The organism is Pseudomonas sp. TMW22090 (assembly GCF_022496665.1).
Classification (GTDB): Bacteria; Pseudomonadota; Gammaproteobacteria; order Pseudomonadales; family Pseudomonadaceae; genus Aquipseudomonas; species Aquipseudomonas gregormendelii.
This window is the reverse complement of sequence record NZ_SCFH01000003.1, coordinates 501731-528301: the sequence shown is the minus strand read 5'-3', so window position 1 is coordinate 528301 and position 26571 is coordinate 501731. Positions and strand designations below refer to the sequence as shown.

24 protein-coding genes and 1 pseudogene are annotated in these 26571 nt (G+C 59.2%); 14 read left to right on the top strand and 11 right to left on the bottom strand.

The window, feature by feature from the left end:
• Positions 1–41: 41 nt before the first annotated feature.
• Positions 42–218, bottom strand: coding sequence for a hypothetical protein (locus EQV97_RS11705; protein ID WP_240888964.1), 177 nt, complete (start codon positions 216–218; stop codon positions 42–44).
• Between EQV97_RS11705 and EQV97_RS11700 the strand changes: the two genes are divergently transcribed.
• The 7 genes from EQV97_RS11700 to EQV97_RS11670 are packed head-to-tail and all read left to right on the top strand — an operon-like array spanning position 208 to position 9376.
• Positions 208–1803, top strand: coding sequence for a glycosyltransferase (locus EQV97_RS11700; protein ID WP_240888963.1), 1596 nt, complete (start codon positions 208–210; stop codon positions 1801–1803). The two genes, EQV97_RS11705 and EQV97_RS11700, sit on opposite strands and share 11 nt — an antisense overlap.
• Entirely contained in the window at positions 1797–3101 is a 1305-nt protein-coding gene (locus EQV97_RS11695; RefSeq protein ID WP_240888962.1) for a glycosyltransferase, read from the top strand. Before EQV97_RS11700 ends, EQV97_RS11695 begins: the two co-directional genes overlap by 7 nt.
• Positions 3098–3985, top strand: a complete 888-nt coding sequence (locus EQV97_RS11690; protein ID WP_122840937.1) for a class I SAM-dependent methyltransferase — start codon at positions 3098–3100, stop codon at positions 3983–3985. Before EQV97_RS11695 ends, EQV97_RS11690 begins: the two co-directional genes overlap by 4 nt.
• Positions 3978–5135, top strand: a complete 1158-nt coding sequence (locus tag EQV97_RS11685; RefSeq protein ID WP_240888961.1) for an acyltransferase — start codon at positions 3978–3980, stop codon at positions 5133–5135. Before EQV97_RS11690 ends, EQV97_RS11685 begins: the two co-directional genes overlap by 8 nt.
• Positions 5129–5965: a class I SAM-dependent methyltransferase gene (locus EQV97_RS11680; RefSeq protein ID WP_122840939.1), complete on the top strand. Its 837-nt coding sequence runs from the start codon at positions 5129–5131 to the stop codon at positions 5963–5965. The genes EQV97_RS11685 and EQV97_RS11680 overlap by 7 nt, the downstream gene beginning before the upstream one ends.
• Before the next feature lie 53 nt (positions 5966–6018).
• The gene (locus EQV97_RS11675; RefSeq protein WP_240888960.1) at positions 6019–7215 is read left to right on the top strand and encodes a DUF3142 domain-containing protein; all 1197 of its coding nucleotides are present in this window, start codon (positions 6019–6021) and stop codon (positions 7213–7215) included.
• Complete coding sequence (locus tag EQV97_RS11670; RefSeq protein WP_240888959.1) at positions 7202–9376, top strand: hypothetical protein; 2175 nt, start codon at positions 7202–7204, stop codon at positions 9374–9376. Before EQV97_RS11675 ends, EQV97_RS11670 begins: the two co-directional genes overlap by 14 nt.
• On the opposite strand, the pseudogene EQV97_RS11665 reads toward EQV97_RS11670, so the two are convergent.
• Positions 9377–9508, bottom strand: a pseudogene (locus EQV97_RS11665) (LysE family translocator); the annotation flags it as partial.
• A 63-nt stretch (positions 9509–9571) separates the two neighbouring features.
• Here EQV97_RS11665 and EQV97_RS11660 point away from each other — a divergent pair.
• Positions 9572–10045 carry an Lrp/AsnC family transcriptional regulator gene (locus EQV97_RS11660; RefSeq protein ID WP_045060854.1) on the top strand — a complete coding sequence of 158 codons (474 nt, stop codon included), beginning with the start codon at positions 9572–9574 and terminating at the stop codon, positions 10043–10045.
• Positions 10046–10051: 6 nt separating this feature from the next.
• Here EQV97_RS11660 and lpdA read toward each other — a convergent pair whose 3' ends face one another.
• Positions 10052–11452 carry a dihydrolipoyl dehydrogenase gene (gene lpdA / locus EQV97_RS11655; RefSeq protein ID WP_240888958.1) on the bottom strand — a complete coding sequence of 467 codons (1401 nt, stop codon included), beginning with the start codon at positions 11450–11452 and terminating at the stop codon, positions 10052–10054.
• Positions 11453–11716: 264 nt separating this feature from the next.
• Between lpdA and cfaB the strand changes: the two genes are divergently transcribed.
• Positions 11717–12904, top strand: a complete 1188-nt coding sequence (gene cfaB, locus EQV97_RS11650; protein ID WP_240888957.1) for a C17 cyclopropane fatty acid synthase CfaB — start codon at positions 11717–11719, stop codon at positions 12902–12904.
• Here the strand turns inward: cfaB and cls are convergent.
• Positions 12901–14340: a cardiolipin synthase gene (gene cls / locus EQV97_RS11645; RefSeq protein ID WP_122840943.1), complete on the bottom strand. Its 1440-nt coding sequence runs from the start codon at positions 14338–14340 to the stop codon at positions 12901–12903. The genes cfaB and cls overlap by 4 nt on opposite strands.
• 131 nt (positions 14341–14471) lie before the next feature.
• On the opposite strand from cls, the gene EQV97_RS11640 reads away from it, so the two are divergent.
• The gene (locus tag EQV97_RS11640) at positions 14472–14993 is read left to right on the top strand and encodes a DUF3617 domain-containing protein (RefSeq protein ID WP_045060850.1); all 522 of its coding nucleotides are present in this window, start codon (positions 14472–14474) and stop codon (positions 14991–14993) included.
• Here EQV97_RS11640 and folE2 read toward each other — a convergent pair.
• Complete coding sequence (folE2, locus tag EQV97_RS11635) at positions 14960–15880, bottom strand: GTP cyclohydrolase FolE2 (protein WP_240888956.1); 921 nt, start codon at positions 15878–15880, stop codon at positions 14960–14962. The two genes, EQV97_RS11640 and folE2, sit on opposite strands and share 34 nt — an antisense overlap.
• Positions 15881–15985: 105 nt before the next feature.
• On the opposite strand from folE2, the gene zigA reads away from it, so the two are divergent.
• A complete protein-coding gene (gene zigA / locus EQV97_RS11630; RefSeq protein ID WP_240888955.1) occupies positions 15986–17191 on the top strand; it encodes a zinc metallochaperone GTPase ZigA in 1206 nt (401 codons plus the stop codon).
• A gap of 3 nt (positions 17192–17194) precedes the next feature.
• Here zigA and EQV97_RS11625 read toward each other — a convergent pair whose 3' ends face one another.
• On the bottom strand, positions 17195–17551 hold the full coding sequence (locus EQV97_RS11625; protein WP_122840947.1) for an NADH:ubiquinone oxidoreductase: 357 nt from the start codon (positions 17549–17551) through the stop codon (positions 17195–17197).
• Positions 17552–17577: 26 nt separating this feature from the next.
• On the opposite strand from EQV97_RS11625, the gene EQV97_RS11620 reads away from it, so the two are divergent.
• Positions 17578–18540, top strand: coding sequence for a CobW-like GTP-binding protein (locus tag EQV97_RS11620; RefSeq protein WP_240888954.1), 963 nt, complete (start codon positions 17578–17580; stop codon positions 18538–18540).
• Here EQV97_RS11620 and EQV97_RS11615 read toward each other — a convergent pair.
• Positions 18537–18950 carry a DUF3301 domain-containing protein gene (locus EQV97_RS11615; protein WP_240888953.1) on the bottom strand — a complete coding sequence of 138 codons (414 nt, stop codon included), beginning with the start codon at positions 18948–18950 and terminating at the stop codon, positions 18537–18539. The genes EQV97_RS11620 and EQV97_RS11615 overlap by 4 nt on opposite strands.
• A 115-nt stretch (positions 18951–19065) precedes the next feature.
• Here EQV97_RS11615 and pdxY point away from each other — a divergent pair, with 115 nt between their 5' ends.
• On the top strand, positions 19066–19938 hold the full coding sequence (gene pdxY, locus EQV97_RS11610) for a pyridoxal kinase PdxY (RefSeq protein ID WP_122840950.1): 873 nt from the start codon (positions 19066–19068) through the stop codon (positions 19936–19938).
• Between the two features lie 133 nt (positions 19939–20071).
• Here pdxY and EQV97_RS11605 read toward each other — a convergent pair whose 3' ends face one another.
• Entirely contained in the window at positions 20072–20554 is a 483-nt protein-coding gene (locus tag EQV97_RS11605) for an acyl-CoA thioesterase (protein WP_045060843.1), read from the bottom strand.
• A gap of 203 nt (positions 20555–20757) precedes the next feature.
• Between EQV97_RS11605 and EQV97_RS11600 the strand changes: the two genes are divergently transcribed.
• Positions 20758–22521, top strand: coding sequence for a cation:proton antiporter (locus EQV97_RS11600; RefSeq protein ID WP_122840951.1), 1764 nt, complete (start codon positions 20758–20760; stop codon positions 22519–22521).
• Positions 22522–22579: 58 nt separating this feature from the next.
• Here the strand turns inward: EQV97_RS11600 and EQV97_RS11595 are convergent, their stop codons facing one another.
• The 3 genes from EQV97_RS11595 to uvrD form a co-directional block, all read right to left on the bottom strand.
• Positions 22580–22987 carry an SMI1/KNR4 family protein gene (locus EQV97_RS11595; protein WP_034149364.1) on the bottom strand — a complete coding sequence of 136 codons (408 nt, stop codon included), beginning with the start codon at positions 22985–22987 and terminating at the stop codon, positions 22580–22582.
• A gap of 136 nt (positions 22988–23123) precedes the next feature.
• A complete protein-coding gene (locus EQV97_RS11590; protein ID WP_240888952.1) occupies positions 23124–23996 on the bottom strand; it encodes a TIM44-like domain-containing protein in 873 nt (290 codons plus the stop codon).
• A gap of 299 nt (positions 23997–24295) precedes the next feature.
• The gene (gene uvrD / locus EQV97_RS11585) at positions 24296–26479 is read right to left on the bottom strand and encodes a DNA helicase II (RefSeq protein ID WP_122840952.1); all 2184 of its coding nucleotides are present in this window, start codon (positions 26477–26479) and stop codon (positions 24296–24298) included.
• Positions 26480–26571 lie beyond the last annotated feature (92 nt).

Here is a 26571-nt window from a genome sequence, read left to right as displayed (position 1 = left end):
TCCTCAACGGATGTGTTTAGAATGCCCCTCGTCACGATGACTCAAGGTTCGGCAGCGCCGCTGTGAAACTGCGAGGAACTGACCATTAAAACAAGAACGAAGACGGGCACGAAGACGATGGACGAGGGCTGGCAAATGCTGCCCCGATCCTTGGCTTCTCCGTCACACAGTGAGGTTGCCGGGATGGCGATCTCACCATGGGATGCCATGAATTTCATTCTCTACTCCGACGTCAACGACAGCTCCATCAGCCAGAGTCTCGGTCGTCCCGAGTACAGTTACTATTTTGTGCTCAAGGCCTATCGACCCTTGTTCGAAAGCCTTGGGCAGGTTCACGTCGTAGCCTCGACCGCCGAAGTGGATCCGCTCTATCGGCAGTTGCAGCAAGCGGGGCAGGATAGCCTGTTCATTTCGTTTGCACCGCCGCACAAGACCCCGACCGATGTTCAATGCCCGATGGTGTGTGTGGTTGCCTGGGAATTCGACACCATTCCCGCCGAGTACTGGGACAACGATCCGCGCCAGGACTGGAGCCAGACACTGGCGCGCCTGGGTCGGGTGATTACCTTGTCCACCCACACTGCCGAAGCCATCCGCCGAACCCTGGGTGCCGATTTTCCAGTGCTCGTATTGCCGACGCCTTTGTGGGAACGCTTTGCCGAGGTGCGCCAGCAGTATCCTGGCACTCCGGTGAACCCGGGAACCACACTGCAGATCAAGGGCTGCATACTCGACAGCCATGTGATGGGCTTGTCCGCCGATGGCCTGCTTGGACCGCAGATTGTAGAGTCAGTGGCGCAGATCGAGCCTGAGCCGGAAGAAGTAGTACCGGAGCCGCCACCGCCACCGCAATTGACCATCCGCCGCCGCGCATTTATTACCCGGCACTACGTGCGTGAAGTCTACCGGGCACTCAAGCACAACCTGCTGCTGTGGTATCGCGAAGCCGCGCGCGATCTGGTGCCGGACGCCGTTCGCCCCTGGCTCGCAAGGCTTCGCAAGCAGGCACTGCCAGTGCAACCACTGCCAGTTGCACCCGAGGTTGCCGAGCCAGTCGAACCAGTCGAACCGGCGCCATCCGCTTTGCCCGATACCACCACGACGGTATCCATCGATGTCAGTGGTGTGTTGTATGTCAGCGTGTTCAACCCCGATGACGGGCGCAAGAACTGGCACCATCTGATCACCGCATTTTGCTGGGCATTGCGCGATGCACCAGACGCTACGCTCGTACTGAAGATGACCCAGAACGACCTCTCGACCTATTACGTCGAACTCATGACCTTGCTCTCGCAACTGTCACCATTCGCCTGTCGAGTGGTGGTCATGCATGGTTATCTGCAGGATGAAGAATTTGCGCGGTTGTACGGGGCGGCGAGTTTCTACGTCAACGCATCTCGCTGCGAAGGCCTGTGCTTGCCGCTGATGGAATTCATGTCGTGCGCCCGGCCCGTTATCGCCCCGGACCACACCGCAATGCGAGACTACATCGACGAACGCGTGGCCTTTGTTGTGAAGTCCAGTCGCGAGCCGACGATCTGGCCGGAAGACGCGCGCATCCTCTACCGGACCCTGCGCCATCGTCCGGATTGGGGCTCGTTGAAAACCGCTTATGCACAGAGTTACGCCATGGCCAAAGACCAGCCGCAGACCTGGCATGCCATGGCCGACGCCGCCAGCGAGCGAATGCGCGACTACTGCAGTTTTACGCCAGTGCAGCAGCGCCTGGCGCAGTTCTTCGGGCAGGCCCCGGTCATCGCCGTGACGCCAGCGGCCGCCAAGACGGGGACAGCAGCATGCTGATCATCATTCATTCGGAAACCAACAAGAGCAACATCCAGCAGAACCTGGGCCGGCCCGAGTACAGCTACTACTTCGTGCTCAAGGAGTTTCGCCCGGTGCTGGAACGACTGGGCCAGGTGATCGAGGTCAGCGACCCTGACGAGTTGGTCGACCGTCTGTATCAAGATTGCCAGAGCAGGGGAGAGGATTGTGTGTTCCTGTCCTTCTCACCACCGCACCGCACACCCATCCGCTATGCCTGCCCGACCATTGCAGTGTTCGCCTGGGAGTTCAGCACCATCCCCACTGAAAGCTGGCATGGGGAACCGCGGCATGACTGGCGGGTGGTACTGGCGGCCAGCGGCATGGCGATCACTCATTCGAGCTTCACCGTAAAGGCCGTTCGCGATGTGATGGGGCCCGAGTATCCGATCAGCGCGATTCCGGCGCCGGTCTGGGATCGCTTTGCCGCGCGTGGCGAGCACTTGCTCAAGCGCCCGGTCGCTGAAGGGATTCGCCTGAACCTGCGCGGCCTGATGATCGACAGTCGTACCGCAGATCTGCGCCCTTACGGACCGGAGCGCTTGCGCGAAGGCACGCCGATCGCGTTCGACGGACCGGTGCGCGATTGCGAGTTGCTGCTTGATGGCGTGGTCTACACCTCGGTCTTCAACCCCTACGACGGGCGCAAGAACTGGAAGGACATGATCAGTGCGTTTTGCAGCACCTTCCGCGAGTCGGCCGACGCGACCCTGGTGCTCAAGCTCACTCACCATGACATCGCCGATGCACTCAACGACATGCTGCACCACGTCTACAAGAATCAGACCTATCAGTGCCGCATCGTGCTGATCCATGGCTACCTCGCAGACCTCGACTATGAACGCCTGGTAGAGGCCACCAGCTACGTCGTCAATTGCTCCTACGGCGAAGGCCAGTGCCTGCCGTTGATGGAATTCATGTCGTGCGGCAAGCCGGCGATTGCGCCGCTGAACACTGCGATGGCCGACTACGTGGACAGTGACAACGCGTTCATCGTCGACTCGACAGAAGAACTGACCGCCTGGCCGCACGATCCCCGGGCGGCATTTCGTACCCTGCGTTACACCACTGATTGGGACTCGCTGTGCGCTGCCTATCGGGCCAGCTACGACGTCGCGAAAAACGATGTCGGGCGGTATGAAAGGATGTCGGCCCATGCTGTCAGTCGACTTCAGGGTTTCTGTAGCCAGGCCAGCACCGAACAGCGCCTGCGGGCGTTCTTCGAACAGCTGCTGGAGCGGCGCAAAGCACTGACCTTGCAAGCGTCCAACGCATGATTCGCCGTTTGTTGGCGAAGCTCTGGCCGGCACCGTCGGCGCCTTCGACCGTGCCCCAAAGCCCGGTATCGCCCAGGGACGTCGGTTTGCACGATGCAGTACTCGATGGCTGGTTCCTCGGCGAAACCGGCGAGTTGCTCAAGGGTTTTGCCATTAACGCCGACGACACGCTGCTGGATGTCGGATGCGGCGAAGGTGTGGCGACCTTGTTCGCGGTTCGACAGGGCGCCTCGGTGATCTTCACCGACAGCGAGCACGACAAGGTGCGTGACCTGGCCCGCCAAGTGGCCGCGCAATCGAGCCAGGCCAATCTGGGGCTGGTCAGCAACAGCTTGCCGCTGCCGCTGGCCGACGGTTGCGCAAGCAAAATCGTGTGCATGGAAGTGCTCGAACACATCGACCAACCTGAACCCTTCATGGCTGAACTGGTGCGCATGGGGCGTCCCGGGGCGCTGTATCTGCTAAGCGTTCCAGCACCGGTGGGCGAGCATTTGCAAAAGGGCATCGCTCCCGCCAGTTATTTCCAGACACCCAATCATGTGCAGATTTTCACCCCCGAACGGTTCGCCACCCTGGTGGAGGAGGCGGGCCTGGTCATCGAGCATCGTCAGGCCAGCGGGTTTTTCTGGGTGATGGGCATGATCTTTTTCTGGGCGAGCGAGAGGGCTGCCGGACGTGACGTGGGTGGCGCGGTTCGCGACCGTATCCAGGCGCCGTATCCGCCGTTGATGGAGAGCTGGGCGAAAACCTGGCAGGACCTGCTGTCGCACCCCGACGGCCTGGCGATCAAGCAGATGCTTGACCGGTTCATGCCCAAGAGCCAGGTCATCATTGCCCGCAAACCGATGGATACCGTGGCACGTCCAGGAGGACACCATGAGTAGCAGCAAGCGCATCATGGATATCGAGTTGCTTCGCGGCATTGCGGTACTGGGCGTTTTGTTTCACCACCTGCAGGACAGCCTGTTCGCGGCGAGTGTTCCGCTGTTGCAACGCATCACCCTGTACACGCAGCCGTGGTGGGGCGTTGATTTATTCTTCGCCATCTCCGGCTTCGTCATCGCGCGTAGCCTGATCCCGGCGCTGCAAGGTTGCAGCACGCGGCAGGAATACTGGCAGGAAACCCGCAACTTCTGGCTGCGGCGGGCCTTTCGTTTGTTGCCGTCAGCCTGGTTATGGCTGGCGCTGATGTTGCTGGCGTGCCTGTTCCTCAACCGCTCCGGCGCGTTCGGCACCCTGCAGGCGAATCTGCAGGCGACCCTGGCCGGCATTGCCCAGTACGCCAACTTTCGCTTCGCCGACAGTTTTTACAATTACGAATATGGCACCAGTTTCGTGTACTGGAGTCTGTCGTTGGAGGAGCAGTTCTACCTGCTGTTCCCCTTGCTGATTTTGCTCTGTCGCAAATACCTGGTTTGGGCGCTAGTCCTGTTGGTGGCGGTGCAACTGTTCACTTTGCGCACGCCGATATTGATGGTGATCAGAACAGATGCGCTGGCCCTCGGCGTGCTGCTGGCCATCTGGAGCGCGCAGCCTTCCTACCGACGCTGGGAACCGACATTCCTGCGCCGTCCCTGGGCTGGTCTGGCCGCATTGCTCGCGGTGTCGCTGGTGCTGGGTTTCATAGCCACTGATCGCTTCACGTTCACTCATTACCGTATTGGCGTGATTGCACTGCTGTGTGCGTTGCTGGTCTGGATCGCTTCCTACAATCGCGACTACCTGATGCCCGGATATCTGATCAAAAGCCTGATGACCTGGGTGGGCAGCCGTTCCTACGGGATTTACCTGATCCACATCCCGGCTTATCTGCTGGTGCGCGAAGGCATCTTTCGTTTGCAGGCAGCCAACTTGCCGAACCCTGGCGGACACCCGATCCCTACATTGTTGATCGCCTTCGGGTTGATCGCGGTTTTAAGTGAACTCAACTATCGCTTTGTCGAAATGCCCATGCGCCGTCGTGGCGTATCGCTGGTGCAGCGCCTGAGCTTGCCCCCAAACGCCGTCCCATCCTCTGGAGCAACCTCATGCTGAGACTGTTGAAGAAACTCGCGGCGGGCACGCCTCCCGCGCAACCGGTGCCGGAGCCGACACCGGTGGCCGCAGCACCCGAAAAGGTCGATCCGTACATGCTCGGCCTGCATGACGCGATGCTCAGTGGCTGGTTCAATCAGCAAACCGGCGAGCTGTTCACCGGCTTCCCGGTCACTCCGCAAGACACCTTGCTGGACGTTGGCTGCGGTGACGGCGGTAACGTGCATTTCTGCGCAATGCGCGGGGCGAATATCATCATCGCCGATATCGACGCGGCTAAGGTCGAGGCGACCCGGCAACGCTTGGCAGATACACCGGCTCGGAGCATTGAGTGCCACGTCACCGATTGCAACCCGTTGCCCATTGCTGACGGAACCGCGACTCGAGTGGTCTCCACTGAAGTAATCGAGCACGTCGATGACCCTGCGCAGTTTCTTGCCGAACTGGTACGGGTCGGCAAACCGGGAGCGCTCTATCTGCTCAGCGTGCCGCATCCAAGTTCCGAAGACCTGCAAAAAGACATCGCCGCGCCCGAGTACTTTCAGAAGCCCAATCACATTCGCATCATCAGCGAAGACCAATTCAAGGCAATGGTCAGCGACGCGGGTCTGGAAGTGATCAGCCATAGCCAATACGGTTTTTACTGGTCGATGTGGATGCTTCTGTTCTGGGAGGCCAAAGTGGACTTCAGCAATGCGGACCATCCTTTGCTCAATCACTGGGCCGATACCTGGCAGGCAATTCTCGCTTCGCCTCGGGGTGCACAGATCAAACAGGCCCTGGATGCGGTCGTGGCCAAGAGTCAGGTGATCATTGCGCGTAAGCCCTGATCCCACAGGATTCTGTGTACCCTGCAACCCTGTGTTGGAAAGGATGGATGTTCATGGGGTTGTCGATCCGACGGTGCGCACTGCTTTTCCCGCTGTTGATGCTCGCCGGCTGCGGGCAACCCGAGGCGCCTGCGCTCGATCAGCAGCTCTACATCTGGCAACGCCAGTGGATGCCTGCTCATCAACACGCCTTGCGTGACAGCCGGGCTGATTTCTCTACGCTGCGGGTACTAGCTCTACAGTCATTTCCTCACGCCGGCTGGAGTCGGGCGCAAGTTGACGCCCATCTGTTACGACAAGATGGTCGCCCGCTGATCGCGGTAATCCGGCTTGATGGTCAGTTGAAGTCCCTGGATTCGCATGAAGTCATTGCGCAGGTCCAACAGTTGATCAGTGACTGGCAAGGGCAGGGCTTGACATTGGCCGGGGTGGAAATTGACCACGATGCCGGTGTTGCTCGACTGCCGGTCTATCGAAATCTGCTGAGCGAATTGCGCCAGGTGCTACCGGCATCCATGGCGCTGAGTATCACTGCATTACCCGCTTGGCTGAACAGCCCAGAGTTGCCGGCGCTTTTATCCTCCGTCGATAGCAGCGTGTTGCAAGTGCACGCAGTCAGCGATCCAAGAACAGGTTTGTTCCACGTGGAACAAACAAGAAAATGGACCGAGGCTTGGTCACGCAAAACTTCGAAACCGTTTTACCTGGCGCTGCCGGCATATGGCGTCGCGTTGTTGCCGGCGAGTAATGGAGCGCCGGTCGTAGAAAGCGAAGTGCCCCTTGAGCGCGACGGTGATCGCCAGGAGTTGATGGCCGATCCCCAGCAACTTCGCAAGCTTGGCCTGGAACTGCGGGATAATCCCCCGGAGCACCTCGCAGGTCTAATCTGGTTCAGATTACCGCTGGCGAATGATCGCCGGGCCTGGAGCCTGACCATGCTGCGCGCTGTAGCACGCGGTGAGGCGCTCCGAAGCCAGGTGACGTTGCAACTTTCAGAGCATCAAGGCTTGTTCGATATCAGCATCATCAACTCAGGCAATCTAGACAGCCCATGGCCTGAACAGGTGACGCTGGCGGCTAGCGGTTGTGAAGGTGCGGATGCGCTGGCCGGTTATTCAATGCAGCAGACTTCAAACAGCCTGACCTTCAGCCGTCTACGAGAGGGCCGAGTAGCGGCACAGGGGCAGCGTGCTATTGGTTGGGCACGCTGCAAAAAAATTGATCAAGGAGCGTCACATGTTGATCCGTAAGTGGCCCCATCATCTGCTATGCCTGACCCTCAGCCTGCCACTGGGGTCAGTGCTGGCCTGCGGCCCGGACTTCCCCATGCGGCTGTTGGACAACCGGGGGCAGACTCTGTCGGAGCTGCCGGAGGGCAACTTCAACTTCGAGGTCAGTCGCCTTGGCGGCTCGATTGCCGGGCTGAAGAACATCGCACCCGCTACTGGCAATCAAGATTACAGTTACGGCGAAGAAGCGGGCCAACCCAGCCCGCGGGATCTGGCAGAGCAGGTCGGTTTGTCTGTGGAGCAACAGGCTCTGGTGAAGCAACTGCGCAGTGTGGCCGACGCGCGCCAAGTTGAAGTCGACGGCAAAGCACTGCCGCCCGAACTCATGTTCTACCTGGCGGGCGCGGCGGCCTTCAATGCAGCTGACTACGCGCTGGCTGCCGAGTACTTTCACAAAGTATTGGCACTGCCGGCAGATCAGCGCTCGCTACGCAGCACCTGGGCCGCCTATTCCTTGGGACGGGCATTGTTCGCCATGAACTCGCAAGTGGATACAGTGCCAAGCCTGTTGGCCCAGTCCCAGCTTGCTTTCGAGCAGACCCGTCAACTGAGCATTGACGGCTTCAGTGACCCCTTGGAGTTGGGAGTCGCCAGCCTCGGCGAAGAAGCCCGTGTGGTTCGCGCCGCAGGTGACTGGAACCGCGCCATTGAGCTGTATGCCACGCAGAACCGGCACGGATCGCCAGTGGGCTACAGCTCCTTGAAGCAACTGGTGGCTGAATTGGCCGCGATGCCCGAAACGTCTTTGGCGCAATTACTCCAGGGAAAGCCAGTGCAGCAACTGGTGACAGCTTCCTTGATCAGCCGACTGGGCTGGTCATTCGGGGAACAACCGCCGAACGAACTGAAGCTGATCAAGCTGCTTCAAAACAGCACGCGCGGGACCCTGGAAAACGCGGATCGGCTGGCGGCGGTCAATTATCAACAAGGTGATTACGCCAGCGCGAAAGCCTTTCTTGAGCACGCCGGGGACGGCGGCCTGGCTTGGTGGCTACGGGCGAAGCTGGCGCTGCGCGGTGGCGACAAGGTCGCGGCAACCGCAGCCTATGCCAAAGCTGCTCAGGCCTTCCCGCAGAACGAATCATGGGGTGAGCGCAGGACCCCGGATTTTGATTACGAGTCGCTGCAACCCAAATGTCGGGTCGAGGGTGAGAGTGCAATTCTGGCGCTGCAGCGTGGAGATTACCTGCAAGCGTTTGATCAACTCTACCGCAGCCAGGACATCTACTGGTTGGACGCGGCGACCGTGGCCGAGCGCGTGCTGACTGTCGATGAGCTCAAGCATTACGTCGACACCAACGTGCAGGTGCCAACGCCCTTTAGCCTGCAGGATGTTGAGGCCTATGCGGCCCAAAAAGAAGCAGAGGGTAGCGACCAGGTCGCAGCCCCGCTAACGGTCGCGGCCAAACTACGCAACCTGCTCGGCCGCCGGTTGCTGCGCGAAGGACGCTACAACGAAGCGCCGGTTTACTTCGATAACCCCCGGTTGTTCAGCCTGGCGAAGTGGTACGGCGAGCTACGCCACGATGCAGAATCAAAATGGTGGCCGACCAAAAGGGCATTTGCGTACTTCCATGCAGCCGACTTGAGCCGTCACTTCGGCATGGAGTTACTGGGCTATGAGATGTCCCCCGACTACGCGACTTTCGAAGGCAACTACAGCCTTCAAAGCACCGAATTGAAAGTGGGGCCACTGTTGGCACAGGAAGAGTTCAGCCGTCAGCAAGCCAGCGCTGCACAGCCAGACCTGCGTTATCACTACCGCTATCTCGCCAACGACCTTGCCACTCGGGCCGCCGATAACTTGCCGCATACCAGCCAGGCATTTGCCGCTGTTTTGTGTGCGGCAACTGGCTGGAACGCTGATCCGGAGCAGAAACAGGTATTTTATCGGCGGTACGTCAACGAAGGGCCGTATGTCGATTGGGCTGTTCACTTCGGTGAGCGCTGCCCGTCCCCGGATTTTGGGAAGGCCGACCGACGTTACGTGACGCAGGCCATCAGCCCGGTCCGTAACGTCTTGCGGCCGTATAAAACGTGGCTGCAACTGGGCGCAGTGGTGGCATTTACCGCCTTTGCGCTGCTGCTGATCAACCGGCACAAGCGACGCAAGCAGACCTGATCAAGCCTGCTGGAGGAACGTTAGACGTATCGCAAAACCGATCAGCAGGCTGCCGAACAGCCATTGCTGCAAGCGCTGGGCCGAAGGGCTGTGTTGCAACCAACGGCCCAATGCGGCGCCGGTCACTGCGTAGAAACATGTGTGTGGCACAATCTACTGGTTTATTGCCTATCAACCATTGGGATCTGCCAACTTATGAAGCTCGACGCCTACGACCGCAAGATCCTTGCCGCCCTGCAACGGGATGGTCGCCTGAGCAACGTGCAACTGGCCGACGAGATCGGATTATCCGCCTCGCCGTGCTTGCGTCGGGTACGGATGCTGGAGGAGGCCGGAGTGATCAGGGGTTATCAGGCCAATCTGGACCGTGACGAGGTAGGCTTGGGGCTGACGGTATTTGTCGGGGTCAAGGTGGAACGCCATAACGACGAACAGGCCGAGGCGTTTCGCCTGGCCGTGACGGCATTGCCGGAGGTGATTTCGGCATTCCTGGTATCGGGCGAATCGGATTTTCTGCTGCAGGTGGTAGTACCGGACTTGCGCGGCTACGACCGGTTCCTCACGGGCCAGCTGTTGAAACTGCCCGGCGTGAGTGACATTCGCAGCAACTTTGCCATCAACACCGTAAAGGCTCCAGGCGCGTTGCCCCTGGAGCACCTGCCGCTCTAGCATGGGCTACATCTGCGTTGCCATCCCCTCCACATTCATCGCCGCCTGACGCAGCGCCTCGGAGCGGGTAGGGTGGGGATGGCAGGTCAGTGCAATGTCTTCGGCTGAAGCGCTGAACTCCATGGCCACGCAATATTCGCCGATCATCTCGCTGACACTGGGGCCCACGAGGTGCACGCCCAGAATTTCGTCGGTGCGCTCATCAGCCAGTACTTTCGCGAAACCTTCGGTTTCATGGTTGATCTTCGCGCGACTGTTGGCGGTAAAGGGAAACTTCCCGACCTTATACCCCCGACCTTCAGCCTTGAGCTGCTCTTCGGTCTTGCCGACGCTGGCCAGTTCCGGTCGGGTGTAGATCACGTTGGGGATCAGGTCGTAATTGACCTCGCCCGCTTTACCCGCGATTTGTTCCACGCAGGCCATGGCTTCGTCTTCGGCTTTATGCGCCAGCATCGGCCCGGAAGTCACGTCGCCAATCACCCAGACTCCAGCGGCTTCGGTGCGATGCCTTTTGTTGGCGAGCATCCCCCGCTTGTCCGTCGTCAGGCCCACGTTTTCCAGCCCCAGGCCCTCGGTGTAAGGCCGACGGCCGATTGACACCAAGACGTAGTCGGCCTCCAGCAGCTCGGCGGTACCTCCCGCAGCGGGCTCAACGCTTAGCTGCACTCCGGTTGCGGACGAGGTAGCGCTGGTGACTTTAGAGCTCAACTTGAAGCTGATCCCCTGTTTGCTCAACGAACGCTGCAGTGTTTTACCTGCCTCTGCATCAACGCCTGGACAGATGCGGTCGAGAAATTCCACTACCGTGACTTGCGCTCCCAGGCGCCGCCACACCGAACCCAATTCCAGACCTATTACCCCAGCGCCGATCACCACCAGATGCTTGGGCACTTCAGCCAGTGACAGCGCGCCAGTGGAGTCGAGGATTCGTTGATTGTCGATGCTGACGCCGGGAAGGGGCATGGGTTCGCTGCCGGTGGCGATGATGATGTCCTTGGCGCCGAGCTCGGTCTTGCCGCCTTCACTGTCGGTTACCGTGACTTTGCCCGGGCCATCGATGCGGCCCCAACCCTTGATCCAGTCGACCTTGTTCTTGCGAAACAGGAACTCGATGCCTTTGGTCAGGCCGCTAACGCTTTCGTCTTTCTGCTTCATCATCTGCGCCAGGTTCAGCACCGGTTTGACCTCGATGCCCAGGTTGGCAAATTCCGCCCCGCTGGCCGCTTCGTAGAGCTCCGAGGCATGCAACAACGCTTTGGACGGCATGCAACCAACGTTCAGGCAGGTGCCTCCCAGCGTGGTGCGACCTTCGACGCAGGCGGCCTTCAGGCCCAATTGGCCGGCCCGGATTGCTGCGTTGTAGCCGCCAGGGCCGCCGCCCAGTATCACGATGTCGTAGGTGCTCATGCTGTTCTCCTGGATGGAAGGCCATCGGAAGTTAAAAGTAGTCCGGGGTTAATATTATGAACATAATATGTCTCATGCGCCCTCGTTAGAGCAATTATAATTTTCAGAACTCCAGCAGTTTTCGGGAGTCATCTGGGAGGAGGGTGCAGGTTCTGGTGTTTTTTTAACCGGAAGATCCCTGGAAAGCCCGTTAAATCGATAGCCAGCTATTTTTTCAGGATGGTCTAACCTCTCATCAGACGTCTGAAACAAGGGGGATTCTCCATGCTCGCGCGTATTCCACCGGCCTTACAGAATCTGCAGTTACCGCTTCGCTTGAGACTTTGGGATGGCCATGAATTCAATCTGGGGCCGGCGCCTAGTGTCACGATTGTGGTCAAGGACCCACAGATGGTTTCCCAGTTCACCCATCCGAGTCTGGATGCGTTGGGAGCAGCGTATGTCGAAGGCAAACTTGAGCTGGAAGGTTCAATTACCGACGTCATTCGCGTCTGCGATCAATGGAGCCAGGCCTTGATTGATGAGGACGATGCCGGTCAATTTGTGCGCACCGTGCATGACAAGGAAACCGACGCCAAGGCCATTTCTTATCACTACGATCTTTCCAACGCCTTCTACCAGCTCTGGCTCGACAGTGACATGGCGTACTCCTGCGCCTATTTCGAGACCGGCAGTGAATCCCTGGAGCAGGCACAACAAGCAAAATTTCGTCACCTTTGCCGCAAGCTGCGACTGCAATCAGGTGAGTATTTACTCGACGTGGGTTGCGGCTGGGGCGGGCTTGCGCGGTATGCCGCGCGTGAATTCGGCGCGAAAGTTTTCGGAATCACGCTGAGCAAGGAACAACTGGCGCTGGCCAGGGAGCGAGTCACCGCCGAGGGGCTGGACGACCTGGTAGAACTGCAACTGCTCGACTACCGCGACCTGCCTCAGGATGGTCGCTTCGATAAGGTGGTCAGTGTCGGTATGTTCGAGCACGTCGGGCACGCTAATCTCCCGGAGTACTGCAAGACGCTTTTTGGCGCGGTAAAAGAGGGCGGCCTGGTGATGAACCATGGCATTACCGCTAAACATACCGATGGGCGTCCGGTTGGACGCGGTGCCGGTGACTTCATTGGCAAGTACGTGTTTCCCAATGGCGAGTTGCCGCACCTGTCCATGATCTCGGCCGAGATCAGTGAAGTGGGCCTTGAAATCGTCGACGTCGAGAGCTTGCGCCTGCACTATGCGCGCACGCTGGACCACTGGAGCGAGCGCCTGGAAGACAATCTGGAGGCCGCCGCGAAGGAGGTACCAGAGCAGGCTTTGCGGATCTGGCGGCTGTATCTGGCCGGCTGTGCCTACGCATTTGCCAGGGGCTGGATCAACCTGCACCAGATACTTGCCGTCAAAGCCCATCCCGATGGCAGCCATGAACTGCCATGGACCCGCGACGACATCTATACGCCTTAAAGAATTGGCGAAATAAGCCGGGCTATCCGCATGCCGATCTGTTGCAGGCGATGGGTCTCCCGGCTTTCCTCCTTGGCTATTTCATGGGCCAGGGCGAAATCGGCGTTCAGCATCTGCTCCACCTCCCCGGCGAAAGCACTGTCGACTGTCAGCAGCATCACTTCGAAATTCAACCGGAACGAACGGTTGTCGAGGTTCGCGCTGCCGATCGCGCTGATCTCGCTATCTATCAGCACCACCTTCTGGTGCAGAAAACCAGGCTCGTAGCGGAACACCCGAACACCGGCCCGGACCGCTTCGAAAGCGTAAAGGCTGGACGCGGCATAGACGATGCGGTGGTCCGGGCGCGATGGCAACAGCAGGCGCACGTCCACTCCGCGCAACACAGCCAGACGCAGGGCGGCGAAAACAGCTTCGTCAGGAATGAAATACGGGCTGGTGATCCAGACCCGCTGCGTGGCTGCGTGGATCGCCTCAACGAAAAACAGTGAGCAGGTTTCATAGGCATCTGCCGGGCCGCTGGCGAGCAACTGGCACAGCACTCCGTCATCCGGATAGACGTCAGGCAGTATCAGCGGGGGCAGCGAGCGCGCCGCCCAGAACCAGTCTTCGGCAAACGATTCCTGCATGCAGGCAACGACTGGGCCGCGTACTTCAACGTGGGTATCACGCCAGGGTGCCAGCGGTGGTTTTTCGCCCATGTACTCGTCGCCGACATTGTGGCCACCGACAAAGCCCAGCACACCATCGACCACCACAATTTTTCGATGGTTGCGGAAGTTCACCTGAAAGCGATTTAGCCAACCGCTGCGAGTGGCGAACGCCTTGACTTCAACACCAGCATCGCGCAACGGCTGGACAAAACTGTGGGGCAGGGAGTGGCTGCCAATGCGGTCATACAACAGATAAACCGCCACCCCTTCGGCGGCTTTTTGCAGCAGCAAGCTTTGCAGACGTTGGCCGAGGCGGTCATCGTGAATGATAAAAAACTGGATCAGCACCGCTTCTCTGGCGGAGCTTATTGCCGCGAAAATAGCTTCGAAGGTGGCGTTCCCATTGATCAGCAGGCGCACTTCATTGTTCGCCAGGCACGGCATTCGTCCCAGTTTAGGCATCGCTCGCAGGGACGCGTAGGCGCTGGATGCGCGCGCGGCCAGCGCTTCCTCTACCCAGGGTCGCCAATTTAGCTCGGAGATCGCTTTGCGCATTTCCTCGTTGGCCTGCCGGCGAGCCTTGATATATCCATCAAACGTACTGCGGCCGAACACCAGGTAGGGGATGAGGGTGAAGTATGGGATAAACACCAACGACAGGGCCCAGGCGATCGAGCCTTGGGCCGTCCTTACGGTGAGCACTGCATGAATGGCCGCGATCGAGCCGAGCGTATGGAGCAGTGCAATCATGTAGCCGAAGATATGCGGTCCAAAGTAATCCATGGGGCAACCTTGCTCCTGAATAATCAATGCTTAACAGACCATGTTCCGTGCAGAATGTCGCTAATTAATTGGCCCATGAACCGATGCCTGTGGCTGACGTCTAACGGCCACTACTGATCAGGAGTTACACGATGAACGTTCGTCTGCTGGGTTTGGCCATGGCATTTGGTTTGGCACTTCCTGTGGCCGCTCAGGCGCAGATGCTTCAGCCAGGTTTGTGGGAATTGACTTCGAGCAACATGAAGGTCGACAACCAGGACCTCCCGGATCTGCAACTGATTCTCGGGCAGATCCAGAGCCAGATGACGCCTGAGCAACGCGCTCAACTGGAGAAGCAAGGCATCACCATGGGTGGCAAGGGCATTCGCGCCTGCCTGACTCCGGAACAGGTAAAGACCGACAATATCCCCCTGACGGATCCTCAGTCGGGTTGCAAGCAGGAAATCACCGAGCGTACCGGCAACCAGTGGAAATTCCGGTTCAGCTGCCCGAAGGCCCAAGGTACCGGCGTGGCCACTTTCCTCAGCGATCGTGAGTTCACTACCAAGGTCAACGGTACATTCAACGCCACCGGTATTCAGCAGAAGGGTAGCCTCGATACTCGAGCCGTGTGGCTGGGTCAGGATTGCGGTACGGTCAAGCCTCGAGCCTGATCCCGCTTCCATTGGCTCTGTGCCACCGCGTCGTGGGCATGCAGGCTCTCTGCATGCACCACGCGTAGTTGAAACCCGTCGATTTCATCGCAGTGTTTGAGGGCAAAGTGCAGACGTCGCGCGGCGTCTTCGCAGAACATCAGGTTCTGTCCATTTGCCAACGCGAAAGCTTGTTCGTCGGCGCGCTTAACCGCTGTTTGTACTGCGGTGCCTAACGCCGTTTCTGCTACATCTATTATTTTTAACAGTGGTAACTCCAACCCATCTGGAATTATCCGTGCTTGCAGTTGTGCGCTGCTGCGCTGGCTGTGAGGTGTCGCAACAATTCCATTTGCGCCACCCAACCACACAAGCACCTCGGCATGCTGCAGAGTCCTGTTGGCGAAATCATCAATGAATTGCTTCTGGATCAGCTGCCGCGAAAGTGCGGCTGAACAGGGGCAGGTCGACGAGTAGATGACTTCGACAGTTAGTTCCACGTGGAACATTCCAGTTTCCAGGCGCGCTTGAACACTCACCGGGTATGACCGCCAGCCGGATAATTGGGTGATCAGTGCCGGTCTTTTTAACAGCAGCTCAAAGTGGATGTTGAGGTAGGCACTGTTTGATAGCCCCTGGTGAGTCCGCAGAAAGCACTGCAGTACCTGGCTCAAGCGCGCAGGCGTCAGCTCCTGTTGCTCAAGCGATTCTAATGCCAGGTACAGGCGTGACATGTGGATGCCACGTGCGTCGCCATCGTCCAGGCTGACCCCTGCATCGGCTTTTGCCGAGCAATGCTGGCCGTTGAGCACGATGGGAATGGCAATCCCGCGCATGCCGACCCAATCCAGCGGCAGTGTTTGGTGGGAGGCCTGGGTGGCGATATCCGGCAACGGCAGCGCGTTCATGAGGCAGTTCCATCGTAGAGGTAGATGTTATATGTTATGTTATTACATATTAAATATACCACGCCTTTTCTCACAAGAGCGTGCAATGCCTACGAGGAATTTCGCATGCCCCACCGTCTACCCGTCACCGTGCTGTCTGGCTTTTTAGGCGCGGGCAAAAGCACGCTGCTCAACCATGTGCTGCGAAATCGCGAAGATCTGCGGGTGGCCGTGATCGTCAATGACATGAGCGAAATCAACATTGATGGCAGTGAGGTTCAGCGTGACGTCAGCCTGAACCGCGCTGAAGAGAAGCTCGTGGAAATGAGCAACGGCTGCATTTGCTGCACGCTGCGCGAAGATCTTCTGGAGGAGGTGAGCAAGCTCGCCAGGGACGGTCGTTTCGATTACCTGCTGATCGAGTCGACGGGAATATCCGAACCATTGCCGGTGGCTGAAACATTCACCTTCCGCGACGAACAAGGACAGAGCCTGGCCGATCTGGCGCGGCTCGATACCATGGTCACGGTAGTTGATGGGGTGAACTTTCTGCTCGACTACCAGGCCGCAGACAGCCTCGCATCAAGGGGTGAAACCCTGGGTGAGGGTGACGAGCGATCCATCACCGACTTGTTGATCGAGCAGATTGAATTTGCCGACGTCATTCTGATCAGCAAGGTCGATCTGATCAGCAGCAGCGAGCGCCTGGAGTTAATGGCTATTCTTGCGCGGCTTAACGCCCAGGCAGAGATCATTCCAATGGTCATGGGCGAAGTTGCCTTGGGCAGAATCCTGGATACGGGTCGTTTCGATTTCGACAAGGCCGCCCAGGCCCCTGGCTGGCTGCGAGAGCTACGCGGTGAGCACCTGCCGGAGACTGAGGAGTATGGCATCGCTTCCACCGCCTATCGGGCGCGTAAACCTTTTCATCCCCGGCGTTTTTTCGATTTCATCAACGGCTCCTGGGAAAATGGCAAATTGCTGCGTTCCAAGGGATTTTTCTGGCTCGCCAGCAAGCACATGGACGCGGGTAGCTGGTCTCAGGCGGGCGGCTTGATGCGCCATGGATATGCTGGGCGCTGGTGGCGTTTTGTGCCACAGGAGCAGTGGCCACAGGACGACGAAAGCATCGCTGCAATCCGAAAAAACTGGGCTGTCGACACCGGCGATTGCCGCCAGGAGCTGGTGTTCATCGGCCAGAATATCGACTTCGCAAAACTCACCGGCGAGCTGGACGACTGCTTGCTCACTGAAGCAGAAATGGCATTGGGTGTGTCGGGCTGGCAACAGCTGACGGACCCGTTCGGACCGTGGTACGAGGAAGTCTCCTGAGGCTCAAGGCTTGAGCCAGTTGCCCTGGCTTTGTGCCTCGCAATAGGGCTTGAGGTACGCCTGATCGGTCACCACACCGTAATAGTGAATATCCTGCCGGTACGGCATATTGGCGACCTGGGCGTTGCTGCAGACGCCAAACGCCCCGGCAGGGCATTCGTTCACATACTGCACGTCGACCTTCTGCCCGGGCAGGTTGGGCTGGCAAAAACCATCGGCGAAGAGTTTTTCCGGTATGTTGCGGTTCTGCTGGCACACTTTCACATCCAGTCGCTCGGCGGTACTGTGAACCACGCAGGCCTGCGCCAGTACCTCGCCCGAGGTCAGCGCCAGGAGCAACGACAATCCCGTCAACCGCATCTTCTACCCCTTAGAATCCGTCAATCATGTTGCAGAACATCCCGACCCACGTCATTGCCGGCCCCTTGGGTGCTGGCAAGACCAGCCTGATCAGGCATTTGCTTGAGCAGCGGCCCCAGAACGAACGTTGGGCAGTGCTGATCAATGAGTTCGGCCAGATCGGCCTGGACGCAGCGCTGTTAACCAGCGACGCCGATGGTATCGCACTGGGTGAAGTGGCCGGGGGATGTTTGTGCTGCGTAAACGGTGCGCCTTTTCAGATAGGGCTGGGACGTCTGCTGCGCAAGGCACGGCCCGATCGGCTGTTTATCGAGCCGTCCGGGTTGGGTCATCCGGCGCAATTGCTCAGGCAACTGAACGAGGGGCCCTGGCTGGGTGTACTGGCTGTACAGCCGTGTGTACTGGTCCTGGATGCCCAGGCACTAGCCCTTGGCAAAACCTTGCCACAGGCGCAACAGGAGGCGCTAGGCAGCGCCGGCTTGTTGTTGCTGAACAAGTCGGAACAGCTTAATGAAGCAGATCGCCAGCGCATCGCCGCCAGCCTGCCAGCGCGCCCACTGCACTGGACCCGGCAGGCAGCACTACCGATAAGCGCACTACCCGGGCTCCATGCTCGCGCTGTGGGGGCTGTGGATAACTTCATCGCGCACAAGGGGCTGGGACAGCTGCCGGCACTATGGACTGACCCTGCAACGCCGATTTGTCTCTGTCAGGAACAGCAGGGCAGCTGGAGCGTTGGCTGGCGCTGGCACCCGAGCCAGACGTTCCAATTGGCCCACGTCAGTCGATGGCTTGAGGGCATGGTGTGGCGGCGGGCAAAGCTGGTCATTCACAGCGATGCAGGTTGGGTGTCCGCCAATGCGCTGGATAACTCGCCGCTGCAATGGCGGCCCAGTGAGTGGCGCCTGGATTCGCGCATCGAGTTGATCTTTGATGCCCCAGGGGATGTGGTGACGCTACAAGAGACGTTGGCTGATTGCCTGCTCTAAGGTCTCCACTTGTTGTGATCCTGGCGCCATTGGCTCAGTTCGATCACTTCAGCGCGGGGTTTGACGATGTCGACCACCGCCGGTGATTCATCGAACGGCATCGGGTAGGGCGCCAGTTCGATCTGCGCGCTGTGGACGCCGAATTGGGTGATCGTGCCGTTATGACGGCTTTCGCCGGTTACGGTGAATTCAAAGTTATACACACGGGCCAGGCGCCGGCGGTCGTTGGCATCCTTCATGAAGCCAATTTTTTTCAGCGCGACATTGCCGTCCAGCAACTCGATACCCAGCTTGGCGCAGTGCTGCTTGACCCGCTCAAGTGCGCGTTCGCGCAAACCATGGTTATGCCATAGCCACGCGCCAGCGGTGGCCAGCAGCATCAGCACGAAGATATTTCCGAGGGTCAGCATCAACAGGGTGCTCCAACAAGATAGTGTCAGCTTAACTGTGTCCCCGGTCTGTCGTACAGGCTGCGTTTAGTCGCATACTGCGCGGCTCGAATTTCGTTTGACGGAAACTCAGCGCATGAAACGTACACCCCATCTGCTCGCCATCCAGTCCCACGTGGTATTCGGCCATGCTGGCAATAGCGCCGCGGTTTTCCCGATGCAGCGGGTCGGGGTAAACGTATGGCCGCTTAACACTGTGCAGTTCTCCAACCACACCCAGTACGGCCAATGGGCCGGGGAAGTCTTGTCGCCGCAGCAGATTCCGGCGTTGGTGGAAGGCATCGCGGCGATCGGTGAGCTGGGCAATTGTGATGCGGTGCTCTCCGGGTACCTGGGCAGTGCGGCCCAGGGACGGGCGATCCTGACCGGTGTGGCGCGGATCAAGTCGATGAATCCCAAGGCGTTATACCTGTGCGACCCGGTGATGGGTCACCCGGAGAAGGGCTGCAGTGTGCCGCAGGAGGTCAGCGATTTCCTTCTGGAAGAAGCGGCAGCCGTGGCCGACTTCATGTGCCCGAACCAGTTGGAGCTGGACAGCTTTTCAGGGCGCCGCCCGCAATCGCTGTTCGACTGCCTGGCAATGGCGCGAGCACTGCTGGCCCGTGGCCCCAAGGCAGTGTTGGTCAAGCACCTGGACTACCCCGGGAAATCGGCGGATGTGTTCGAGATGCTGCTGGTCACAGCCGAGAACAGCTGGCATTTGCGCCGTCCGCTGTTAGCGTTCCCGCGGCAGCCGGTGGGCGTGGGCGACCTGACTTCAGGGTTGTTCCTGGCACGAGTGCTGTTGGGGGACAGTCTTGTGGCGGCGTTCGAATTCGCGGCGTCGGCGGTGCATGAGGTGCTGCTGGAGACCCAGGCGTGTGCCAGCTATGAGTTGGAATTGGTACGTGCTCAGGACCGCATTGCGCATCCGCGGGTGCGGTTTGAGGCGACTGCGATCAGCCTCTGATTTTGCGTTGAACCCATTCGCGCGCAAGCCCGCTCCCACTAGAAATCTGCCGGGTGCACAAATATTGTGTCCACTGACAATCTCTGTGGGAGCGCGCTTGCCCGCGAAAGCTTTCTAAGGCCGGAACCAGACCTCAGGCGTCGCCCTTGATCTCCTGATAACGCTTTTCCAGCTCCTGACGAATCTGCCGGCGTTGCTGGGCCTGCACATATCGGCGTTTGTCTTCGCTGTTCTGTGGTTGCAGCGGTGGAACGGAGGCCGGCTTGCGGTCGTCATCTACCGCCACCATGGTGAAGAAACAGCTGTTGGTATGCCGCACCGAGCGTTCACGAATGTTCTCGGTTACGACCTTGATCCCGACTTCCATCGACGTGTTGCCGGTGTAGTTCACCGAGGCCAGGAAGGTCACCAGCTCGCCGACGTGAATGGGTTCGCGAAAGATCACCTGGTCCACCGACAAGGTCACCACATAGCGGCCGGCATAACGGCTGGCGCAGGCATACGCGACTTCGTCGAGGTACTTGAGCAGAGTGCCGCCGTGAACATTGCCAGAGAAGTTGGCCATGTCGGGGGTCATCAATACCGTCATCGACAGTTGGGCGTTTCCGGGTTCCATAGAGTGCTCACGGTTCAAGGCAGGTTATTGGGGGCGCACCTCTGCGGGTGCCTTGTCAGCTTTTTTCAAACCAACAGTTATCGGGACGCCGGGCGGGTGGCTGCCGTCACGCCCTGGCCGATCTGTTTCCATATATTGCACCGCCTTTCTGGCGGAAGTCGCGGTGTTACGCTCCAAAAGTCGACCCCAAGGAGCCCCACACCATGCATGCGATCAGTTTTATCCAGGATCTGGCAGTGATCATGTTGGTCGCCGGGGTGGTCACGGTGTTGTTCCACAGGCTTAAACAACCTGTGGTCCTGGGCTACATCGTTGCCGGCTTCATCATTGGCCCGCACACCCCGCCGTTCGGCCTTATCCACGATGAAGAAACCATCAAGACCCTGGCCGAACTCGGTGTGATCTTCCTGATGTTCTGCCTGGGCCTGGAGTTCAGCCTGCGCAAGCTGTTCAAGGTGGGCGCCACAGCGTTTATCGCAGCGTTCCTGGAAATCGTGCTGATGATCTGGATCGGCTATGAAATCGGCCGCTGGTTCGACTGGAACACCATGGATTCGCTGTTCCTTGGCGCGATCCTGGCGATTTCCTCGACCACTATCATCGTCAAGGCGCTGAACGACTTGAAGATGAAGAACGAGCGCTTTGCACAGTTGATCTTTGGCGTGTTGATCGTCGAGGACATCCTCGGCATCGGGATTATCGCCTTGCTGTCGAGCATCGCGGTGAGCGGTACCGTGAGCTCCGGGGAAGTCTTTTCTACGGTCGGCAAGCTGTCGCTGTTCATGATTGTCGCGTTGGTGATCGGCATTCTGCTGGTGCCGCGCCTGCTGGCTTACGTGGCCAAATTCGAAAGCAACGAAATGCTCTTGATCACCGTGCTGGGGCTTTGCTTCGGCTTCTGCCTGCTGGTGGTCAAGCTCGAGTACAGCATGGTGCTGGGAGCGTTCCTGATTGGCGCGATCATGGCGGAATCGCGGCAACTGCTGAAGATTGAGCGCCTGATTGAACCGGTGCGTGATTTGTTCAGCGCAATATTCTTTGTCGCCATCGGGTTGATGCTCGATCCGATGATCCTGCTGCAATATGCCTGGCCCATCGCGGTGATCACTGTTGCGGTGGTGCTGGGCAAGATGCTGTCCTGCGGCTTGGGCGCGTTTATCGCAGGCAATGACGGACGCACTTCACTGCGGGTTGGCATGGGGCTTTCGCAGATTGGCGAGTTCTCCTTCATCATCGCAGCGCTGGGCATGACGTTGCAGGTGACCAGTAATTTTCTGTATCCGGTGGCCGTTGCCGTGTCGGTCATCACCACGCTGCTGACGCCGTATCTGATCCGCGCGGCGGACCCCCTGTCGATCAAGCTGGCAGCGGTGATGCCTCAGCGACTGGGCCGGGTATTGGGCATGTATGGCGAATGGTTGCGCAGCATCCAGCCCCAAGGCGAGGGTGCGCTGCTGGCGTCGATGATCCGGCGGATTCTGTTGCAGGTCGGCGTCAACCTGGCGCTGGTGATTGCGATTTTCTTCTCGGGGGCATTTTTCGCCGAGCGCATGTCTGCCTACCTGCAGGACTGGATCAGTGATCCGAGCTGGCAGAAGGCGTTGATTTGGGGTGGGGCGTTGATCCTTTCGCTGCCATTTCTGATCGCTGCCTACCGCAAGCTCAAGGCGCTGTCGATGCTGCTGGCGGAAATGGGCGTCAAGCCGGAGATGGCGGGGCGTCATACGCAGCGGGTACGACGGGTGATCGCTGAAGTGATTCCGATCCTGTCGCTGCTGGTGATTTTCCTGCTGCTGGCGGCCTTGTCGGCGAGTATTTTGCCAACCAACAAGCTGCTGGTGTTGATCGTCGTAGTGGCGGCCGCTGTGGCTGCCGTATTGTGGCGCTGGTTCATTCGCGTTCACACGCGGATGCAGGTGGCCCTGCTGGAGACTCTGGACAATCACAAGGAATCGTCAGGCCATTGATTGAACCTGCAGCCAGCGGGCCGCTGCGCGGGCTGATGGCTGCAGAATACTGCGAGGCTCAGCTTTCCAGCCAGACGTCTCGGGCCCAGTGCCATACCGATTCCCAGGTTTCTTCGGCAATCAGCTCTTCTTCGGCTTGCCAAAGCACCACGGTGCCGTCTTCTTCGACGCAGTAGTAGTCGTCGCCGTCCTGGCAGATCGGGATCAGGCTGCGATCGACGCCCGCATCCCAGGCATTGGCCGCCACGTCCGGCAGGTAGGTGTGGGACTGCGGGTCGGTAACCGTCACCGGCTCCAGGCTGCCGTAGACCACGTCGCTGACGGTCAGCAAAAATTCTCTGAAGACGAATGGAATGTCGATGAACAGTTGCTCTTCGATCTCTACCAGCATGTCTTCGTCAGGCAGTTCCAAGGGGACTGGTACCGGTTCGTTGGCTTCACGCAGTTGTTCGATGATTTCTTCCACGTCCGGGATCCTCTTGCTGTTGGCGCGGTTTGGTTGGGGCGGTTTATACAGTAGCTTGCTATAGATGCAACCGCGAAATAGAAAACCCCAGCCGGGGCTGGGGTTTTTATTACAGCATTTTTAAAGCAGCGGGTGATCAGCCGTTCTGGCGGATACCGGCTACCAGCCAAGGCTGGTTCTCGCCTTGTGGACGTTCCATGTTCCAGCTTTCGCTGAACACTTCGCCCTGGTCGAAGCGCGAGGTCTTCGACAGACCGCTGAAGGTCAGGGTGGCGATGGTTTTGTCCGCACGGTCATCCACGCCGTCCAGTTGCACATTGAGGTTATCAATGTAGGTGGACTGGAAGCTGTCGCCCAGATCAGCGCGCTCGCGCTTGAGGAACTCCAGCAGTTGCGGGGTCACGAACTCGGCGATCTTGTCCATTTCGTTAGCGTCCCAGTGCTGCTGCAGGGACTGGAAGTGGTTGCGAGCTGCTTCAATGAAGTTGTTTTCATTGAACCAGGCTGGCGCATTGATCACCGGACGTGCGGCAACCGGCGCTGCTGCACCGCCGAAGATCGAACCCATGCCAGCAGGCTTCTGCTCGAACGCTTCACGCTGCATTGGCGCGCCGGCCGGGGCCAGGTGCTCCTGCTGCTTGCGGCGACGAGCGGCGATGAAGCGGAAGACCAGGAAGGCGATGACCGCCATGATCAGGATGTCGAAGATCTGCATCCCCTGGAAGCCGCCGCCCATGAACATGGAGGCCAGCAGGCCACCGGCAGCGATACCGGCCAGAGGGCCGAGCCAGCGCGACGCACCGCCGGCTTTGGCAGCGGCGCCAGCGGCACCGGCCGCGCCGGCAGTGGCAGCAGCGCCACCGGCAGCAGAAGAAGGAGCCATTTGGCTGGTCTGGTGAGTCGGCGCAGCGCCGGAGCTCTTGCCGCCACCAAAGCGCTTGGCGTTGGCGTCGAGGCTCATCGTCAGGCCGATGCACAACGCCATGGCGATGCTAAGAAAACGTTTCATAAAGGGAATTCCCATTTGTGGAAGGCACGCGCGCCATGTTGCACAGCTGAAGTGTTACTGGCTAGCGGCAGAGTGTTTCGGGCTTTTGCCTGACAGGTTCGGTTCAGCTTCGTCGAGGCAATAAGGTTATGTACTTTTGTCTGTAGGAAAAAGGGATAGGTTCACAGAGAAATGAAAACCTGTAGGAGCGGGATTGCCCGCGAAAGCCGTTTAGTACCTGGCATGGATGCCAGCTGATACACGGTATTCGCGAGCGAGCCGCACCGCCGCTCCCACCTGCAAGACCTGCTTGCAGGTCCCTAGACGGCTTCCAGCTTGGCGTAGCCGAGCATCAGCCATTTGCTGCCTTCGCTGAAGTTCACCTGCACCCGGGCCTGGGCGCCGGCGCCTTCGAAGTTGAGGATCACGCCGTCGCCAAAGATTGAGTGACGCACCGTCTGACCCAGGCTGAAGCCGGTTTCCGGAATTTCACTGCCACTGAACAGGTTGCTGCCACTCATCGACTGGTTGCCGCCGAAGGGCCGGCTGACGCTGTTCGACAAGCGTACTTCCTGAATAAGACCCTTCGGGATCTCACGTACGAACCGCGACACCTTGTTGTAGGTCTCGCTGCCATACAGACGGCGGGTTTCGGCGTAGGTCATCACCAGGTTCTGCATGGCCCGGGTGATGCCGACGTAGGCCAGGCGCCGTTCTTCTTCAAGGCGTCCTGGTTCTTCCAGGCTCATCTTGTGCGGGAACAGGCCTTCTTCCATGCCCACCAGGAACACATAAGGGAATTCCAGGCCCTTGGCGCTGTGCAACGTCATCAGCTGAATGCTGTCTTCGTGTTCGTCGGCCTGGGTATCCCCGGCCTCCAGCGAGGCGTGGCCGAGGAATGCGGCCAGCGGCGTGAGGTCCTCATCTTCCTCGGTGTTTTCGAAGTTGCGGGCAGCGCTGACCAGCTCCTCAAGGTTTTCCACCCGTGCCTGGCCTTTTTCACCTTTTTCCGCTTCGTGGTACGCAATCAGCCCGGACTGCTCGATCACAGTCTGGGTCATCAGGTGCAGCGGCATTTCCATGCATTTGGCGGCGAGGTTCTCGATCAGCTCGATAAAGCCTCCCAAGGCGCCGGCAGCACGTCCGGTAAGGCCCTTGTTGGCCACCAGCAGGCGCATGGCTTCCCACATCGAGACGTCGCTATGGCGCGCATGCTCGCGGATCGCTTCGACGGTTTTCTCACCGATCCCACGGGCGGGCACGTTGATCACCCGTTCCAGGGCGGCGTCGTTGCCTCGACCTTCCAGTAACCGCAAGTACGCCATGGCGTTCTTGATTTCTGCACGCTCGAAGAAGCGCTGGCCGCCATAGATGCGATACGGGATGCGTTCGCGCAGCAAGGCTTCTTCCAGAACGCGAGATTGGGCGTTGGAGCGATACAGAATTGCGATATCGCTGCGTGCCAGTCCGGTTTTCAGCGCGCTTTCGATGGTTTCGACAACGTAACGCGCCTCATCGTGCTCGTTGAAAGCCGCGTACAGGTTGATCGCCTCGCCATCGCCGCCGTCCGTCCACAGTTCTTTGCCCAGGCGCCCGGTGTTGTTGGCGATCAGGGCATTGGCCGCTTTGAGGATGCCGGCCGTGGAGCGGTAGTTCTGCTCCAGTCGGATGGTTTGCGAGTCCGGGAAGTCGGAGGAGTACTGATGAATGTTTTCGATTTTCGCGCCGCGCCAGCCGTAAATCGACTGGTCGTCGTCGCCTACAACCATCAGGCTGTCGCCGCCCTTGCCCAGCAGGCGCAGCCAGGCGTACTGCACGGCGTTGGTATCCTGGAATTCGTCCACCAGAATGTGCCGGAAGCGTTTTTGATAATGCGCCAGCAGGCCTGGGTGATCACGCCACAGGTCGAGTGCGCGCAGCAACAGTTCGGAGAAATCGATGACACCTGCGCGCAGGCAAGCGGCCTCATAGGCTTCGTAGATGCTGCGCATGGTCGCCAGGAACAGGTCGCCACTGGCCTGGATGTGCTGTGGCCGCAGGCCTTCGTCTTTTTGCCCGTTGATGAACCATTGCGCCTGGCGCGCTGGCCAGCGTTGTTCGTCCAGCCCCAGCTCGCGGATCACCCGCTTGACCAGCCGCTGCTGGTCGTCGCTGTCGAGAATCTGGAAGGTCTGGCTCAGGCCGGCTTCCTGCCAATGCGCCCGCAACAAGCGGTGCGCCAGGCCGTGGAAGGTGCCTACCCACATGCCGGCCGGGTTGATACCCATCAGCTGCTCGATGCGATGACGCATCTCGGCAGCGGCCTTGTTGGTAAAGGTCACCGACAGGATCGAGTGGGGTGAGGCGTTCTCGACCTGGATCAACCAGGCGATACGGTGCACCAGCACTCGGGTTTTACCGGAACCAGCACCGGCCAGGACCAACTGACGACCCACGGAGGCAGCTACGGCCTGGCGTTGGGCATCGTTGAGGGAGTTCAGCAGAAGGGAGAGATCATCGCGCATCGGGGCATTCTAGGGTGCGCCGTCACACCGGGCAAACCGAGCTTTGCATTAGCCGATGAAAGACGCACGGATGACGACCGGTCAGTCACTGC

Bases quoted from the DNA above. Each gene is read 5' to 3' on its own strand.
- uvrD (WP_122840952.1), bottom strand. From the start codon at position 26,479: ATGCGCGATGATCTCTCCCTTCTGCTGAACTCCCTCAACGATGCCCAA.
- cls (WP_122840943.1), bottom strand. From the start codon at position 14,340: ATGGATTACTTTGGACCGCATATCTTCGGCTACATGATTGCACTGCTC.
- zigA (WP_240888955.1), top strand. From the start codon at position 15,986: ATGCCCCACCGTCTACCCGTCACCGTGCTGTCTGGCTTTTTAGGCGCG.
- EQV97_RS11700 (WP_240888963.1), top strand. From the start codon at position 208: ATGAATTTCATTCTCTACTCCGACGTCAACGACAGCTCCATCAGCCAG.
- EQV97_RS11680 (WP_122840939.1), top strand. From the start codon at position 5,129: ATGCTGAGACTGTTGAAGAAACTCGCGGCGGGCACGCCTCCCGCGCAA.
- EQV97_RS11685 (WP_240888961.1), top strand. From the start codon at position 3,978: ATGAGTAGCAGCAAGCGCATCATGGATATCGAGTTGCTTCGCGGCATT.
- cfaB (WP_240888957.1), top strand. From the start codon at position 11,717: ATGCTCGCGCGTATTCCACCGGCCTTACAGAATCTGCAGTTACCGCTT.
- EQV97_RS11660 (WP_045060854.1), top strand. From the start codon at position 9,572: ATGAAGCTCGACGCCTACGACCGCAAGATCCTTGCCGCCCTGCAACGG.
- lpdA (WP_240888958.1), bottom strand. From the start codon at position 11,452: ATGAGCACCTACGACATCGTGATACTGGGCGGCGGCCCTGGCGGCTAC.
- EQV97_RS11705 (WP_240888964.1), bottom strand. From the start codon at position 218: ATGAAATTCATGGCATCCCATGGTGAGATCGCCATCCCGGCAACCTCA.
- EQV97_RS11625 (WP_122840947.1), bottom strand. From the start codon at position 17,551: ATGCGGTTGACGGGATTGTCGTTGCTCCTGGCGCTGACCTCGGGCGAG.
- EQV97_RS11695 (WP_240888962.1), top strand. From the start codon at position 1,797: ATGCTGATCATCATTCATTCGGAAACCAACAAGAGCAACATCCAGCAG.
- EQV97_RS11670 (WP_240888959.1), top strand. From the start codon at position 7,202: ATGTTGATCCGTAAGTGGCCCCATCATCTGCTATGCCTGACCCTCAGC.
- EQV97_RS11600 (WP_122840951.1), top strand. From the start codon at position 20,758: ATGCATGCGATCAGTTTTATCCAGGATCTGGCAGTGATCATGTTGGTC.
- EQV97_RS11620 (WP_240888954.1), top strand. From the start codon at position 17,578: ATGTTGCAGAACATCCCGACCCACGTCATTGCCGGCCCCTTGGGTGCT.
- EQV97_RS11675 (WP_240888960.1), top strand. From the start codon at position 6,019: ATGGGGTTGTCGATCCGACGGTGCGCACTGCTTTTCCCGCTGTTGATG.
- pdxY (WP_122840950.1), top strand. From the start codon at position 19,066: ATGAAACGTACACCCCATCTGCTCGCCATCCAGTCCCACGTGGTATTC.
- EQV97_RS11605 (WP_045060843.1), bottom strand. From the start codon at position 20,554: ATGGAACCCGGAAACGCCCAACTGTCGATGACGGTATTGATGACCCCC.
- EQV97_RS11690 (WP_122840937.1), top strand. From the start codon at position 3,098: ATGATTCGCCGTTTGTTGGCGAAGCTCTGGCCGGCACCGTCGGCGCCT.
- EQV97_RS11640 (WP_045060850.1), top strand. From the start codon at position 14,472: ATGAACGTTCGTCTGCTGGGTTTGGCCATGGCATTTGGTTTGGCACTT.
- EQV97_RS11615 (WP_240888953.1), bottom strand. From the start codon at position 18,950: ATGCTGACCCTCGGAAATATCTTCGTGCTGATGCTGCTGGCCACCGCT.
- EQV97_RS11590 (WP_240888952.1), bottom strand. From the start codon at position 23,996: ATGAAACGTTTTCTTAGCATCGCCATGGCGTTGTGCATCGGCCTGACG.
- folE2 (WP_240888956.1), bottom strand. From the start codon at position 15,880: ATGAACGCGCTGCCGTTGCCGGATATCGCCACCCAGGCCTCCCACCAA.